At 54.6% G+C, this 14,623-nt stretch carries 16 protein-coding genes; 11 read left to right on the top strand and 5 right to left on the bottom strand.

Annotation, left to right across the window (positions count from 1 at the left end):
* Positions 1-10 precede the first annotated feature (10 nt).
* The 3 genes from CDH48_RS10755 to CDH48_RS10745 form a co-directional block, all read right to left on the bottom strand.
* A complete protein-coding gene (locus CDH48_RS10755) occupies positions 11-1,078 on the bottom strand; it encodes an NAD(P)H-dependent glycerol-3-phosphate dehydrogenase (RefSeq protein WP_100688737.1) in 1,068 nt (355 codons plus the stop codon).
* A gap of 88 nt (positions 1,079-1,166) precedes the next feature.
* On the bottom strand, positions 1,167-1,658 hold the full coding sequence (locus CDH48_RS10750) for an STAS domain-containing protein (RefSeq protein WP_100688830.1): 492 nt from the start codon (positions 1,656-1,658) through the stop codon (positions 1,167-1,169).
* A gap of 14 nt (positions 1,659-1,672) precedes the next feature.
* Positions 1,673-2,893 carry a PP2C family protein-serine/threonine phosphatase gene (locus CDH48_RS10745; RefSeq protein ID WP_100688736.1) on the bottom strand — a complete coding sequence of 407 codons (1,221 nt, stop codon included), beginning with the start codon at positions 2,891-2,893 and terminating at the stop codon, positions 1,673-1,675.
* 113 nt (positions 2,894-3,006) lie between these two features.
* Between CDH48_RS10745 and CDH48_RS10740 the strand changes: the two genes are divergently transcribed.
* On the top strand, positions 3,007-4,491 hold the full coding sequence (locus CDH48_RS10740) for an HD domain-containing protein (protein WP_100688735.1): 1,485 nt from the start codon (positions 3,007-3,009) through the stop codon (positions 4,489-4,491).
* Here the strand turns inward: CDH48_RS10740 and CDH48_RS10735 are convergent.
* Entirely contained in the window at positions 4,488-5,525 is a 1,038-nt protein-coding gene (locus CDH48_RS10735) for an NAD(P)/FAD-dependent oxidoreductase (RefSeq protein ID WP_100688734.1), read from the bottom strand. The two genes, CDH48_RS10740 and CDH48_RS10735, sit on opposite strands and share 4 nt — an antisense overlap.
* Positions 5,526-5,644: 119 nt before the next feature.
* Here CDH48_RS10735 and CDH48_RS10730 point away from each other — a divergent pair, with 119 nt between their 5' ends.
* The 10 genes from CDH48_RS10730 (at position 5,645) to CDH48_RS10685 (ending at position 14,081) form a co-directional block, all read left to right on the top strand.
* Positions 5,645-6,601, top strand: a complete 957-nt coding sequence (locus CDH48_RS10730; protein ID WP_100688829.1) for an acyl-CoA desaturase — start codon at positions 5,645-5,647, stop codon at positions 6,599-6,601.
* Positions 6,598-7,065 carry a nuclear transport factor 2 family protein gene (locus tag CDH48_RS10725; protein WP_100688733.1) on the top strand — a complete coding sequence of 156 codons (468 nt, stop codon included), beginning with the start codon at positions 6,598-6,600 and terminating at the stop codon, positions 7,063-7,065. Before CDH48_RS10730 ends, CDH48_RS10725 begins: the two co-directional genes overlap by 4 nt.
* On the top strand, positions 7,062-7,856 hold the full coding sequence (locus CDH48_RS10720; protein WP_100688732.1) for an SDR family NAD(P)-dependent oxidoreductase: 795 nt from the start codon (positions 7,062-7,064) through the stop codon (positions 7,854-7,856). Before CDH48_RS10725 ends, CDH48_RS10720 begins: the two co-directional genes overlap by 4 nt.
* Positions 7,857-7,858: 2 nt before the next feature.
* Positions 7,859-9,124 (top strand): NAD(P)/FAD-dependent oxidoreductase, encoded by a 1,266-nt coding sequence (locus tag CDH48_RS10715; protein ID WP_100688731.1) that lies wholly within the window; start codon positions 7,859-7,861, stop codon positions 9,122-9,124.
* Positions 9,125-9,126: 2 nt separating this feature from the next.
* Positions 9,127-10,011 carry a DUF1365 domain-containing protein gene (locus CDH48_RS10710; protein ID WP_100688730.1) on the top strand — a complete coding sequence of 295 codons (885 nt, stop codon included), beginning with the start codon at positions 9,127-9,129 and terminating at the stop codon, positions 10,009-10,011.
* Complete coding sequence (locus CDH48_RS10705; RefSeq protein WP_100688729.1) at positions 9,999-11,273, top strand: SAM-dependent methyltransferase; 1,275 nt, start codon at positions 9,999-10,001, stop codon at positions 11,271-11,273. The genes CDH48_RS10710 and CDH48_RS10705 overlap by 13 nt, the downstream gene beginning before the upstream one ends.
* A complete protein-coding gene (locus tag CDH48_RS10700; RefSeq protein ID WP_100688728.1) occupies positions 11,270-11,788 on the top strand; it encodes a DUF2878 domain-containing protein in 519 nt (172 codons plus the stop codon). The genes CDH48_RS10705 and CDH48_RS10700 overlap by 4 nt, the downstream gene beginning before the upstream one ends.
* On the top strand, positions 11,788-12,540 hold the full coding sequence (locus CDH48_RS10695) for a hypothetical protein (protein ID WP_100688727.1): 753 nt from the start codon (positions 11,788-11,790) through the stop codon (positions 12,538-12,540). Before CDH48_RS10700 ends, CDH48_RS10695 begins: the two co-directional genes overlap by 1 nt.
* A gap of 80 nt (positions 12,541-12,620) precedes the next feature.
* A complete protein-coding gene (gene xthA / locus CDH48_RS10690) occupies positions 12,621-13,433 on the top strand; it encodes an exodeoxyribonuclease III (RefSeq protein ID WP_100688726.1) in 813 nt (270 codons plus the stop codon).
* A gap of 18 nt (positions 13,434-13,451) precedes the next feature.
* The gene (locus tag CDH48_RS10685; RefSeq protein WP_100688725.1) at positions 13,452-14,081 is read left to right on the top strand and encodes a TetR/AcrR family transcriptional regulator; all 630 of its coding nucleotides are present in this window, start codon (positions 13,452-13,454) and stop codon (positions 14,079-14,081) included.
* Positions 14,082-14,085: 4 nt separating this feature from the next.
* On the opposite strand, the gene CDH48_RS10680 is transcribed toward CDH48_RS10685, so the two are convergent.
* Positions 14,086-14,502, bottom strand: coding sequence for a phasin family protein (locus CDH48_RS10680; protein WP_100688724.1), 417 nt, complete (start codon positions 14,500-14,502; stop codon positions 14,086-14,088).
* Positions 14,503-14,623 lie beyond the last annotated feature (121 nt).

Genomic DNA, 14,623 nt, shown 5'->3' with positions numbered 1-14,623 from the left:
AATGGTCCAGTTATTCTGCAATTGTCCGGGGTAGAATAAACTCCACATCCGAGTTCTGAACTGACATCATCAGGCTATTGATAACCGCACTGATAGACGCACCCCCGTAAAGGATTTCATAAAGGCCGCGCACAAGGGGCATGTATATGCCAATAGACTCGGCCTTTTCTTTCACCAGCTTGAGCGTGTAAATGCCCTCGGCAACCTGGCCCAGTTCCGCCACTGCGTCATCCAGTTTCTTGCCCTGGCCCACGGCATAACCTACCCGAAAGTTGCGGCTTTTGGAGGAAGTGCAGGTAACAATCAAATCGCCCACACCGGCCAGCCCCATAAACGTCATCGGGTTGGCGCCAAGGCTGACAGCGAAACGGCTCATTTCTGCAAGGCCCCGGGTGATAAGCATGGCCTTGGCGTTTTCGCCCATATTCAATGCAGAGGCCAGGCCCGCCACTATGGCATAGATATTCTTGAGGGCGCCCGCCAGCTCTACGCCGTACACATCCACGTTCGCATAAACACGGAAGTACTCACAGCCAAGCAAGTCCTGAACCGTTCGCCGGACATCAGGATCCTTCGCTGCGATCACCGTCGCCGTGAGGTCGCGGTTTGCGATTTCGCTGGCCAGGTTCGGCCCGCTCAGGACACCCGTACGACAACGGGGAATTTCCTCCAGAAGGATCTCGCTCATGAGTTTGAAGCCGTGGGCTTCGATGCCCTTGGTCAAACTGACAACAATTTGCCCTTCCCGGAACTTGTCGCTGTTTTCGCGGATAACGGGACGAAAGGCCTTGCTGGGAATGGCAACAAACACAATTTCCGCGTTGTTGACGGCATCTGCAAGATTCGTCGTGGGCTGTATATCACCCCTGATCTCCACACCGGGCATATAGCGACTGTTAATACCGGTTGCGCGAATCTCGTCCGCCTGGGCCTGATCGCGCATCCAGAAATGAACCCGATGGCCCTTTTCGCCAAGCACTTTTGCCATGGCAGTGCCGAAGCTGCCTCCCCCCAGAACTGCAACGTCGTGCCCCGGTTCGTTGGCCCCGTTCGCAAGGGGCACAGTTGTTTCAGGCATAGTTCTTCCGTTTTATTTGAAACCGTTGTTCCGTCTTTTTATCGAATCCGGTCTGAACCTGCGGACCTGGAAAAGCCAATGCGGCGTATCAGTCGTGCTCTTCGCATTCCAGTGCACGCACCAGATTCTTGAACTCTTCGCGGTTTTGTTTGTTCAGCCCCATGAGCACTTTATGGGCATCCAGTACCTTGTCACGAACGTCCTGCTCGCTGGCCTTCAAAACAGGTATTTCTTCAAGCTCCTCAATTCGTGAGGCAGGCTCACGAACAATGATAAAGATCTTGTCGAATCCCATGGAGGTAATGATACGGGTAATATCCGGGTTGGTGGAAATCAGTGTAGGCAAAAAATGGCTTTGCTTTTGCGCTGCCATGGCAATCTTGGCAAGCAGGCCAAGGGTGGTGCTATCAATGATTTCCGTTTCCGTGAGATCAATCACCACGGTTTTGAAGTGCGGATCCAGGGTGATGGAGTCAACCAGATTGTCCAGCGTGCAACAAAGATTCAGCCGGATTTCTCCAATAAACTTCAGGACATATATGCCCTGTTTCTCAGCCTGCAGGATTTTATAACCAGCCATGTTTGACACTGCCACTATTTCAACGACGTGTTTTCTGACACTGAACCTGTGTCGGTAACCGTCACAATACCGATATCGTCCGGTAACTCTGTGATCTCGTCGAGATTGAGAGCCTCGCTCAGAGATGCGACAGTGTGACGACCTCCAGATACGAGTTCAAGTAGTCTCTGTTCCTTTTCATCAAGACTCTTTTTGTCGATGACTTCAAGAATGCCGTCCGAAAACAGAATCAGATGAAAAGGTTTGTCCAGCGGCACCTCGTATACTTCCCACTGCGGTGATTCAAACAGCCCGACCGGAAGGCCGCTACCCTCCAGAAACGCCGTTTCTCCGCCCTCAAACGAAAGCACGGGCATCGGGAAGTGCGCACCTACCGCGTATTGTAATTTACGCTCACTGAGAGAGATGATACCAACAAAAATTGTAACGTGTTTGCCAAGGCCGGTATCGAGCAGTTCCGAGTTGATTCGCTCAAGGAACCGTTCCGGATAAAGAATATCGTCACTGGAGCCGCGCCGGAGGTTACGCTGCAAGCGATTACTGAGGTTTTTCAGTAACACGGTTACGAACGCCGAGCTGGCACCATGACCAGACACATCGGCAATGTACACCAGCGTTTTGTCGTCCGTCAGCGCAAAATAATCCAGAAAGTCCCCGCTCAGATACAAAGACGGCTTAATCAGGTGATCCACGTACAGCCCACCCGTGAACCGCTCATTCTCGGGCAACATGCGTAACTGTACTTTACGCCCTGCACTCTGGTCTGCCCGCAACTCGGCAATCCCGTCCCGAAGATCGCGGTTGGCGTCTTCCAGCTCTTGCCTGTACAGCTGATTAAGGCGGCCCACCCGAACCCGGTCAAGCAGTTTGCGAATCACATCACCCAGTGCTTTTTTGTCCTTGCCAAATGGCTTGAGTACGAAATCGGCGGCGCCTGCCCGCAACGCATCAACAACGTGCTTGCTGCATTCGGTGGCCGAACAGGCAACAATGGGCGTAAGGGACTCCATATCTTCAAGACGATCTGCAAGGCTCTCTATCTGCGCGGGAGGAAGATCTGCAAAGATAACGTCGGGCATGTTATCGTCAATGGCTGCATTTGCGGCGGCAAGATCGCGACAACCAGAAACGTAAAACCCTCTGGTTTCAAGGTAGCGCGCAAGTTCCAAGCGAGCCGTCTCGTCGGCATCGATTATCAGAATTCTAATCAGTAGGCGCCCGGTGCGCGAGGTCATGGCTGCTGCCCTAAACTACCAGCGATAAACGAAAAATGGCGTTTCAAAACCTATTTTGGCACGCCCTTGCGATATAACAAGGCCAGTATGGCGAAATCCGGAGATTCCTGCGAATGAGAAGAGCGGTAAACGACCTCTTGGGGGCTTATGACAAGCTGATCATGGACCCGGTTCACGGCGCAATTCCGTTATACCGCCATGAAGTGCAGGTGATTGACCACCCGCTTTTTCAGCGCCTGCGCAACATCTGCCAGAACGACATTCTCAGCCTGGTTTTTCCGGGTGCAACGCATTCCCGTTTCCTGCACAGCATCGGTGTGATGTACGTAGGCACGCGCATGTTCCGCTCCATGATTGACGCCTACCTGCGTGAACGCCAGCTCAGCGACAATACCGACCTGAGCCTGAGCCAGCTGGACGCCATCGATTACCTGGCAAAAATCATACGTCTCGGCTGCTTGCTTCATGACAGCGGACACTCCAGCTTCTCCCACCAATTCACCAAGGCGCAGCGCATTGGCGATCTCATGAGGCGACCGGGGCGCTTTGCCGATTTATGGGAAGGCATTGATTATTCTGCCTACCACACGGAAGAACCCGAAGAACTTGAGCATGAACACTATTCGGTTCGTGTTGCCCACGAAGTTTTGTCTGCCGTGGATCTGGAGAGCGCCGGGCTGCACAAACAGGATGTTATCGGCATTATGGAGACCACCACCGTAACACCGAGCGAAGCCTTCTGCCTCCATGCCCGCACCTTCTGGGGTTTTATTGCAGGCGGTGATGCGGAAGCAGGATCAGTGATCAGCGAAAACATCCCACGGCTGGTTCTGGACCTGCTGTCGTCAATTGTTTCAGGGGAAATTGATGCTGACCGGGCCGACTACATGCTCAGGGATGGCTTTCACTCATCGGTCACCATCGGGGGGTTCAACCTGGACCACCTTCTCAGCAACCTGCGCTTTGGCTGGGATAAATCCGAGCCCTGGCTGGGGCTGGCAATCACCCAGAAAGGCCTGGGAGCACTGGAAGATTTCGTATACAGCCGCTACCAGATGTACCGCAAGGTTTACGCCCACAAAACAGCGCTGGGGTTTGACTGGCTGCTGCGCGAGGCGATCAACGAAGTTCTGGAAGACCCGGAGAATTTTGCCTGGATAGACACCTGCCTGAGCAACATGCGTTACTTTGCGGAACTCACCGATAACTTTTTCTGGGAAGCCTTCCGGAAAGTTGCCCGCCAACGCCCGGAAAGTTTTTCCTTCTGCATCGTTAATCGGATAAAACTGAACCATCTGGATACACGGGAAGATTTGTCCGCCAGTGCCATTGCCAGCCATAGCGCCTGGCTGGCGGAGGCCATGGAACTGAACCCCGCCCATGTGGTTACCTGCTCCATGCACGCCCGCTTCTCCAACATCCAGGACAATTTCAACGGAATCAAAGTGCTGCTCAGGGATCCGGTCAACCGCAAGCGCTCACTGAAAAAGATTACCGATGTCAGTGCCTTTTTCAGCAAATTCAGCGACGGAACCATTACCCACTTTTATACCCGCCCGGAAAACGCCCGGGACCTTGCACCGGGAATCACCAACTAACCGTTATCTTCACTGCACGCGGCTACCAGGCTGCAGGCGCTGTCAAAGGCGCCTTCAACCCGGCCCCCACTGAGCCAGTCGCCGGCAAGGCCGATGCTCTGCTTCGGAAACCACAGGTAACCTGGATTGTCACCACCCTCGCAGCGCGCATACAGCCAGCGATGGTCCACCGTATCGGTAACGCCTACCCCGGTACCGGTCAGGTCCCTGAAAGCAGCAACAAGCTCCTTTTCCACCTGCGCAGGCGAAGCGTCAGCATGGTTCTGTGTCCACTCCGGGGTCGCATGAAGCACCCACCAGACGCCTTTCCCGCCCGGTCCTGAGGGCTCCCGGCCGGGCTTGCTGGAATTGTTGGCTACCCAGAAAAGCACAGGATGGTCACACCGCATCCCCTCATGGCGTGGCCAGGGATTCGCTTCAAAGTGGGCCGCAACAGCCCAGCAAGGCAATACACGGTTTACGGCATCATCAAGCCGGGTTGCCAGTTGGGGCAGATGGCTTTGGGCAAGGAGTTCTCTGGCCTGGGCGGGTGGCGCCGTGATAATAACCTGATCAAACTCTCCTGTTTGCACACCGCTGGTGTCTTTGAGAATCCAGCGATTTCCGGTTTGTGTCATGCGTTCAATACGGGTTTCCGCAACCACCTTCACATGTGCAGACAGCGCTCGGGAAACCGCGGTCATTCTGGGCGTGCCGACGTAACGCAACTCCTCGGGAAATGCGTGCCACCGGGTTTCTTTATCCTGAAAGCCGAATTGGCCCTCCCAGACGGCGAAGCTCTCCGGCCCGGCAAACTCGGTCAGGAAGGGAAGAAAATCCGGGTTGCGTGAGGTGAAGTACTGGGCGCCTATGTCCACAGAGCCTCCTTTAATCCGCTTTGCGGCCAGCCTTCCACCAGGTCCGCGGCTTTTTTCAAATACCGTTACATCATGCCCTTGCTGTTTGAGCAAAATAGCTGCAGTCAGGCCAGCAAGACCTGAACCAACAATTGCAATGCGGCGTATAACCGGTGACTTAATCGACTCATTAAACATGATTTGTGGTGCATCCAGATGCTGTGGTCAAAGCGTACAAACCATCAAGCGGCAGGGCCCGGAAATTCCAGTTACCGCGCTGTTCAGGTTCAATTCAGAGAAAAAAGGGCAATCAGGGTATGACCCGAGTGCAAACCGTATTTATTAACATCCTCAGGTGGTTCGATTCCGAGGCAGGTTCGGATCACATTGATGTTTCCTCCCGTTCCTTCAATATTGTGCGGGTTATTCCGTTTCTGGCGCTGCACCTGGCCTGTTTCCTGGCCTTCTTCACAGGAGTCAGCGCATTTGCAGCCGGGTTTGCGGTGTTATTTTTCGTCGTGCGGATGTTTGCCATCACCGGATTCTATCATCGGTATTTTGCGCACAAGACATTCAAAACCAGCCGTCCGGCCCAGTTTGTGTTCGCCATTCTTGGCGCCAGTGCTGCCCAGCGCGGGCCCTTATGGTGGGCTGCCCATCATCGGCACCATCACCAGCACTCCGACCGCGAACAGGATTTGCACTCGCCCCACCAGGGTGGTTTCTGGTGGTCCCACATGGGCTGGTTTACCTGTGATGCCGGCTTTGTCACCGACGAGCGGCGAATCCGCGACTGGCTGAAATTTCCGGAACTCAGGCTTATCAATCGCTTTGATGCTCTGGTACCGGCAGCGGCAGCCCTTCTCATATTCGGCCTCGGTGAAGCGCTGGCAAAATGGGCGCCGGGCCTTGGCACCAATGGTTTACAGATGCTGGTTTGGGGCTTCTTCATATCCACCGTAGCGCTGTTTCACGCCACCGTGTCCATCAATTCACTCTCCCATGTATGGGGTAAGCGTCGCTTCGAGACCTCCGACGACAGCCGCAACAATTTCTGGCTCGCCCTCCTGACCCTTGGCGAGGGCTGGCATAACAACCACCACCGCTGGCCCCAGTCTGTGCGCCAGGGGTTTCGCTGGTACGAAATCGATATGACCTGGTATGGCCTTTGGGTGTTGTCGAAACTGGGCATAATCTGGGACATGAACCCCATTCCCATGCATATCCAGCAGGAAACCCGTGAACGCGATCAGAAAAGGAGGGAGCAATCATGAACTCTGCTCCGGCGATTGAAGTAGGCCATCGGGATTCCCCGGTGCCAGCAGTACTGGAAGAATTCCGGGTACTGTTTAACCAGTTGGATAAAGGCAATCTGGGCAAGTTGCCGACAGTTTACAGTGGCGACATAAGATTTATTGACCCGCTGGGTTCTGTGGAGGGCATTGATGCGTTGAATCACTATTTTGCGGGCGCTTACGCTAACGTTATTTCCTGCCGTTTTGAGTTTGACGATTCGGTAGTTCAGGGGCGGTTTGCAACCATTCCATGGTTGATGCACCTGCGGCACAAGCGCATTCGGGGTGGCCGGGAAATACAGGTAGCAGGCATAAGTCATCTTGAGATTGAAGCCGGCAAGATCTGTTATCACAGGGATTATTTCGATGCCGGCCAACTGCTTTACGAGAACCTGCCGGTGATTGGTGGCGTTATCCGCTGGGTAAAGGGTTACGCAGGATGAGCAGGCGCCTCGACACCGTATCCAATGTCTGGATTACCGGCGCCGGCTCAGGCATTGGCGAATCCGTCACCCGCGCTCTGGTTCGTGGTGGGCACAGGCTGCTGATTACCGGGCGCAGGCCTGAACCCCTTGAACGGTTGGCGCAGCTGGCGCCGGAACGTATCAAGCCGGCGGTAGCAGACACGACCTGTAAGGAGGATCTGCTGTCCATTGCGCCTGCTCTGGAAGCGTACGGCAGCCTCAATATGGCTATTCTGAATGCTGGCACATGTGAGTACCTGGAGATTGCCGATTACACCAGTGATGTCATAGAAAATAACATCAAAACCAACGTAATCGGTACCGCCCGCTGCGTCGAGATAGCCCTGCCAGCATTGCGGCGCACCCGTGCCAGCGGCCTGCCTGCGACACTTGTGATTGTGGGCTCCTCTGCCTGGTGGTTTCCCTTTGCCCGCGCCGAGGGCTACGGCGCCTCAAAAGCGGCTCTGGCCTATTTTGCACACAGCTTACGGGCGGATCTGGCTGCCGAAGGCATTGATGTGGTGCTGGTTTCCCCCGGCTTTGTGAAAACGCCGCTTACTGATCGCAATGACTTCCCCATGCCGTTTCTGGTAACCGCCGAAAACGCCGCTGAACGCATCATTAGCGGGCTGGCCAGGGGGCATAACGACATTGCCTTTCCGAAACGCTTTACATGGGTACTGAAGTGCCTCGGCGCCCTGCCCCAGCCCGTTATAGATCACATGGCTGCCTCCATGGCCCGTAAACGCCCCAGTGAACAGGAATCCTGAGAATGACCAATGATCGTCAGCGTATTGCTGTGATTGGCGCCGGAGTATCCGGCCTCACCGCAGCATGGCTTCTCGCTGAAAAATACGATGTACAACTCTTCGAGGCCGGCAACTACGCAGGCGGGCACACCAATACCGAATACGTGGAGTCTGGCGGGCGAACCTGGCCAGTAAACACCGGATTTATTGTATTCAACGACTGGACATACCCCAACTTCATGCGCCTGATGGAGCGGTTAGGTGTGCCTTCGGAAGTCAGTGACATGAGCTTCAGCGTGGACTGCAAGACCACCGGTCTGCAGTACAACGGCACCAGCCTGAATACCCTTTTCGCCCAGCGCAGGAACCTGTTCAACCTGCGTTTTCTGAATATGGTCCGGGAGATCCTGAGGTTCAACAAGGAAACCCGGGCGGACATGGCGGCCGGTATAATCCGGAGCACGGAGACCCTTGGTGAATACCTGAACCGCAACGGCTATTCCCGGTATTTCAGGAACTACTACATTGTTCCGATGGGGGCTGCTATATGGTCGGCGCCGGAAATCGTGCTGGAACAGTTTCCAATCCGTTTTTTTCTGCAGTTTTTCAATAACCACGGCATGCTGTCAGTTGATGACCGCCCTACGTGGCGGGTCATTTCCGGCGGTTCCGCCCAGTATGTTAAGGCCATGATGGAGCGCCTGGGCGAGCGCACGAACCTCAACACTCCCGTTGAGGCAGTTACCCGCAATGCAACGGGTGTAACGGTTATTGCACAGGGCCAGACCCATGAGTTTGATCAGGTAATCTTCGGTTGCCACAGCGATCAGGCACTGGCCATGCTGACGGACCCGAGCGACAGGGAGCGCGCTATTCTCGGTGCCATTCCTTATCAGAAAAACGACGTTGTATTGCATACCGACAGCAGCCTGCTGCCGGAAAACCGCAGAGCCTGGGCCGCCTGGAACTATTTTATTCCCGGGCACAGCACCGAGCCGGTTTCGGTTACTTACAACATGAACATTCTGCAGAACTTCCTGAATGCGCCGGAGACCTTTTGTGTAACCCTGAATCGCAGCCAGGACATCGCCCCGGACAAGGTAATCAAGCGCTTTAATTATTCCCACCCCGTGTTCACACTTGACGCGGTGGAAGCCCAGGAGCGTTATTCAGAGATTGGCAACAGGAACCGCACGCATTATTGCGGAGCCTACTGGTTCAACGGGTTCCATGAAGATGGCGTACGCAGCGCTCTCAGGGTAACCCGCGACCTCGGTGTGGAGTTCTGAACATGGATACTCAATGGTTACAGGGTAGCATCCGGCATCGTCGGCTTTATCCCGTCAAACACGAGTTTGAATACCACACGGGGATGCTGGCGCTGGATACAGACGAGTGGCATCAGGTTACCAGCATAAGCCCGTTTTTTTCCCTGGAACGTTTCAACTGGTTGTCCCTGAAGCGCAAGGACTACTTTCGGCCAGAGGCGGGTGACCTGTCCCGTGCCGTGCGCGAGCAGGTTAAATCCGCCACAGGCTGGTACCCGGACGGCACCGTTGAGCTGATAACCCACCCCCGATATGCGGGCTACGTATTTAACCCTGTCAGTTTTTACTTTTGTTACCGCGCTGGTGAGAGTGGCGCGGCGGGTGACGTACCTGCCGTCATTGTTGCCCAGATTACCAACACGCCCTGGCATGAACGTCACGTCTACTGTCTGGAAACCACCAACAGAAAGGCCAATTCAGCAGGCTGGCGCACGGAGCAGTTCAGCTTCCGAAAGCGTTTTCATGTTTCCCCCTTCAATGCCATGGCGCAGCACTACGAGTGGACATTCAGCTTCCGGGGTCCGGAGTTGCGAATCCATATGAACGTGCTGGAGGAAGGGAAAAAACATTTTGATGCCACACTGGTAGTCCAGAGAACCCCTCTCACGCGTAAAACACTCCATAGAAGCCTGCGCCAGTTCCCGGCAGAAGCACTGAAGGTGGCGGCTGGCATTTACTGGCACGCACTGAAGTTGAAGCTCAAGGGAGCTCCGTTCTACACCCATCCTGACAAGCTTTCTGAAAACGACCCGGCCCATGGTCTGGGAGCCGGAGATAAGGGCGCGGATGTAACCAGTGCAGACGACCCAAACAAGACTCGAGGAAAAGTAAGCTCATGGAGAACCTGAATACATCGGCCAACGGTATTGTCAAGCCACAACAGAGCGCGTCCTTAACAAGCCGGATCGCACGAGGCCTGGTTATCCAGCAGTTGAAACAACTCGGCGAAGGAACTCTGACCATTCGCGAACATGGCATGAGCGATCTGGTATTTGGTGACGGGAACAGTAGTCATAAGGTTGCCGAGCTTGTTGTTCATCACCCGAGCACCTGGCGGGATTTGCTCACCGGGGGCAGCGTCGGCGCGGCGGAGGCCTTTGTTGCCGGCGACTGGTCGTCCCCGGATCTGGTTGCCCTGTTGCGATTCTTTACCCGCAATGTGGAGCGCATGAACCAGTTCGAAGACCGGTTCAGTTGGGTAACCAGGCCTGCGCTTAAAGCACTGCACTGGCTGAACCGGAATACCAGAGACGGTTCGCGGAAGAACATCAGCGCCCACTACGATCTGGGTAATGACCTGTTCGAGACGTTTCTCGACCCCACCATGATGTATTCATCCGCCATCTATCCGAGTGATGAAGCAACCCTGGAGGAAGCGGCGGTTTTCAAACTCGATACCATTTGTCGGAAACTGGATCTGAAGCCGGGCGACCGGGTTATCGAAATCGGAACCGGCTGGGGTGGTTTTGCGATACACGCTGCAAAACACTATGGCTGCCACGTAACCACAACCACCATCTCCAGGGAGCAGCTTGAGCTCGCACAGGAACGTGTGCGCCGTGAAGGCCTGGAGAACAGGATTACCCTGCTGTTTGATGATTATCGCGATCTGGCCGGCCAGTTCGACAAACTGGTCTCCATCGAGATGATCGAGGCGGTTGGGCCACAGTTTCTGGACAGTTACTTCAGCCAGATCAATACCTTGCTAAAACCCGACGGCCTGGCCCTGGTTCAGGCCATCAACATGCCGGAACAGCGCTACCAGCGCGCCCTGAAAAACGTGGATTTCATTCAGCGCTTTATCTTCCCTGGCAGTTTTATTCCCTCCTTCGGCGCGATGCTGGAATCTGTGTGCAACCAGACGAATCTTGTACTGACCCACGCTGAAGACACCGGTTTTCACTACGCCCGTACACTTCGCGACTGGTGTGATCGTTTTATGGCGAACCGGGAAAAACTCGAATCCATGGGGTACGACCAGGCGTTTCGCAAGCTCTGGCACTTCTATTTTGCCTATTGCGAAGCAGGTTTCAGTGAGCGGGCTATCGGTGTGTCGCAATTGGTTTTCGCCAAGCCCGGCAATAAGCGACAGAACATACTGAGTGTATGATTACGTCCGAAACAACCCGTAATGTACTGAATTTTATACTATTCCAGATCGGATGGTTTGCCTGTGTAGCCTACCCTCATCTGCTGGGTCCGCTGCTGGTTCTGGTCTTTCTGGCAATCCACTTCGCCCTGGTAAGCCAGAACCGGTTTACGGAACTCCAGTTCATAGGGCTGGGTACGGTTGCGGGTGCTTTATTGGACGGGCTCTGGTTCCGGCTCGGGGTACTGGACGATGGCACCGGTGCAGTTCTGATTACGCCTCCCTGGCTTGTGGCTATCTGGGCCATCTTCATGACAACGCTCAGCCACTCACTGAACTGGATGAGCCGGAAAGTCTGGCTGGCCTTTGTGTTTGCGCCGGTTGCCGGTCCATTCGCCTACTGGTCTGCGAGCAAAATCGGCATTGTTGAATTACCTCAGCTTGCTCCCTCACTGATTGCCCTGGCTATCGGTTGGCTGGTTATCTTCCCGTTATTGCTGTTTGTCCGTAAATCACTTTATCCGGAGCTTGCCTGATGCATCAATGCCGGTGTCCTGTGCTGGTTGGCGTTGCCCTGGGTGCTTTCGCCCTGCCCGCCCTTGCCGGGGTGTTTCAGTTCAGCGGAGTGGCTGAAAGCAGCAATGGAAAAGAGCTCTATGAGGAGCAGCATACTGTAGAAGGCTCATGCACCAACGGCGTGTTCGAACCGCTTGAGCACCGTGTGGTTTATGTCCGTCGGTCGGGAGACGGTACAACGTCTTTCGCCCAAAAAAGGCTCGATTACAGCACGTCGGCTATTCGCCCGGTCGTTGATTACCGGCAACCGGATTTCGGCGAAACCCTTGACGTAACCTATCCGGATGCCGGCTCCGCATCGGTTGTCTGGCAGCCACCGTCAGGTGATATTGAGCGCAGCCGGATTGACGTTTCCGACAACCTGGTAGTGGATGCAGGGTTTGACAACCTGGTGCGGCGTAATTGGAACAGGGTGACCGGTGGTGAGTCCATCAGATTCCGTTTTCTTGCGCCCACCCGGGGTACGGATTACGCGTTCATTCTCGAACCTGCTCAACCCTCTTCGTTAAACGCGGAGCATCTTGTGCAAATCCGGCCAGACAACCTTGTGCTCGGCTTGCTCGTAGACCCCATCATTCTTGGCTACAACCGGCAAGGTGCGCTTACCGTCTATTCCGGCCTGACCAACGTGCGTGAAAATGTGAGCCAGAACCATACCGCAACCATCCGGTACGCCGTAAGCAATTACCCCGAATGTGATCTGACCCCCTGAACACCTTTCTTCGGGAAAGCAGTACGCCGCTTTCAATGTGTTAAACTCCTGCGGCAACTTAAGCCGGAGACTTTTCAGCAATGATGTTCGTGTCTTTTAACGTCAATAGTATACGTACCCGCATGCACCAGCTCGAAGCACTGGTTGAGGGTTGTAATCCCGATTTCATCGGCCTGCAGGAAACCAAGGTAAGAGATGAAGAGTTCCCTGCAGAGGCCATTCGGGAACTGGGCTACCACGTACACTTTCACGGCCAGAAGACGCATTATGGCGTGGCACTGCTTTCCCGCATGGAGCCGGACGGGATTGTAAAAGGCTATCCGGGAGATGATGCGGAAGCCCAGCGCCGCATGATTGCTGGTCACTTTACCGTAAACGGTCAAAAGCTCACCGTTATCAACGGTTATTTTCCCCAGGGCGAGAACCGCAACCACCCGGTGAAATTTCCTGCAAAAGAAAAGTTTTATGCAGATCTCATGGTCTGGCTCGACGAACTGAACCAACGGGACGGGCAGGTGATCATTATGGGCGACATGAACATTTCCCCAACCGATAAGGATGTGGGGATAGGCCCGGACAACGCCAAGCGCTGGTTACGCACCGGAAAGTGTTCCTTCCTTCCTGAGGAGCGGGAGTGGCTGGCCCAGGTTGAAAACCGGGGTTTCACAGATGTATTCCGGCACCTTCACCCTGACGAGGCCCAGACATTCAGCTGGTTTGACTATCGCAGCAAGGGTTTTGAGCGGGAGCCCAAGCGTGGCCTGCGTATCGACCTGATCCTGGCTAGCGACGGTCTGCTGCCCAAAGCCCGCGAAGCCGGAGTTTCTTACAAATTCCGCGCTATGGAGCGTCCATCCGATCACTGCCCGGTGTGGGCAACCTTTGAACTCTGAGAACCGGCGGCCCGCGATATGACAAAAATTAAAACCCGCGATCGCATCCTCATTGCCAGCCTGTCCCTGTTCAATAGCCTGGGCGAACCTAATGTGACCACCTTGCTCATTTCGGACGAGCTGGATATAAGCCCGGGCAACCTGTATTACCACTTCAAAAGCAAGAGTGACATTGTGGAGGAGCTGTTTGCAGCCTTTGAGGCAGAAATGCTGGATCTGCTTGCAGTTCCGGAAGACGTGGATATCAGCCTGGATCAGCAAAGCTTCTTTTTGCACCTGTTATTTGAAGCTGTTGCGCGTTACCGATTTCTTTATCAGGATCTGGTTAACGTGCTGTCACGCTATGAACGATTACAGGTTCGCTTCAACCGGCTTCTGAAAAAGAAAACAGCGGCTTTCCGGAATATCTGCGAGAGTCTGCGGCGACAGGAGATGATGGCTATTGAACCGGAAGAGCTGGATTCCCTGTGCGAGCAGCTGACCCTGACCGCCTGTTACTGGAGCTCGTTCGATACGCTTTCGCACCTTGATGACCGGGAATCCGTCGACCCCGGCCGCGGTGTTTACCAGATGATGCACCTTATGGTGCCCTATTTCGTGCCAGATGTGCGTGAGCAGGCAAAACTGATCAGCCGCGATTACCTCTGAGCCGTTATTCCTCTTCGTCGCTGCGGTTGTTCTCCCTGAGCACTGACAATTCCGCCTCCAGCGCTTCAATTCTACGCTCCAACGCTTCGAAATCTTCCCTGCGGTGAATTCCAAGACGACGCAAAGCACCCGACACCCGCTCGTCGAACAGGTGCTCAAGCCTGTCCCAGGTACCCGTCGCCCGCTCACGCACGCCCTCGACCCGATCTTCTACTGAACGGATCTGCTTCTCTACTACACCACGGGTTTTGTTCTCAAGCTGCTCACCTTCCTGGACCAGGCGTTCGAAAAAACGACCGGTGTCCTCTTCCGCCTTGGTGTAGGCTCCAAGACCGGCAAGCCAGATCTGACGGGCAGAATCCTTTATTTTGGCTGCCAGTTGCGGATCGTTTTCGGGCCTCTTTTCGTTCTGATCAGACATGTAACAACCTCTGGGAAGGGATAAGTGCTCTCAACAGGTTATTATATTACACCTGACGGCCAATTTCAGTCGGCCTGAAAGCCTTGCAGTGAAAGGCGCCGGTATAAAGGCGCTTTCTATA

The organism is Marinobacter aromaticivorans (genome assembly GCF_002806975.1).
Classification (GTDB): domain Bacteria; phylum Pseudomonadota; class Gammaproteobacteria; order Pseudomonadales; family Oleiphilaceae; genus Marinobacter; species Marinobacter aromaticivorans.
This window is presented reverse-complemented; position numbering and strand designations above follow the sequence as displayed.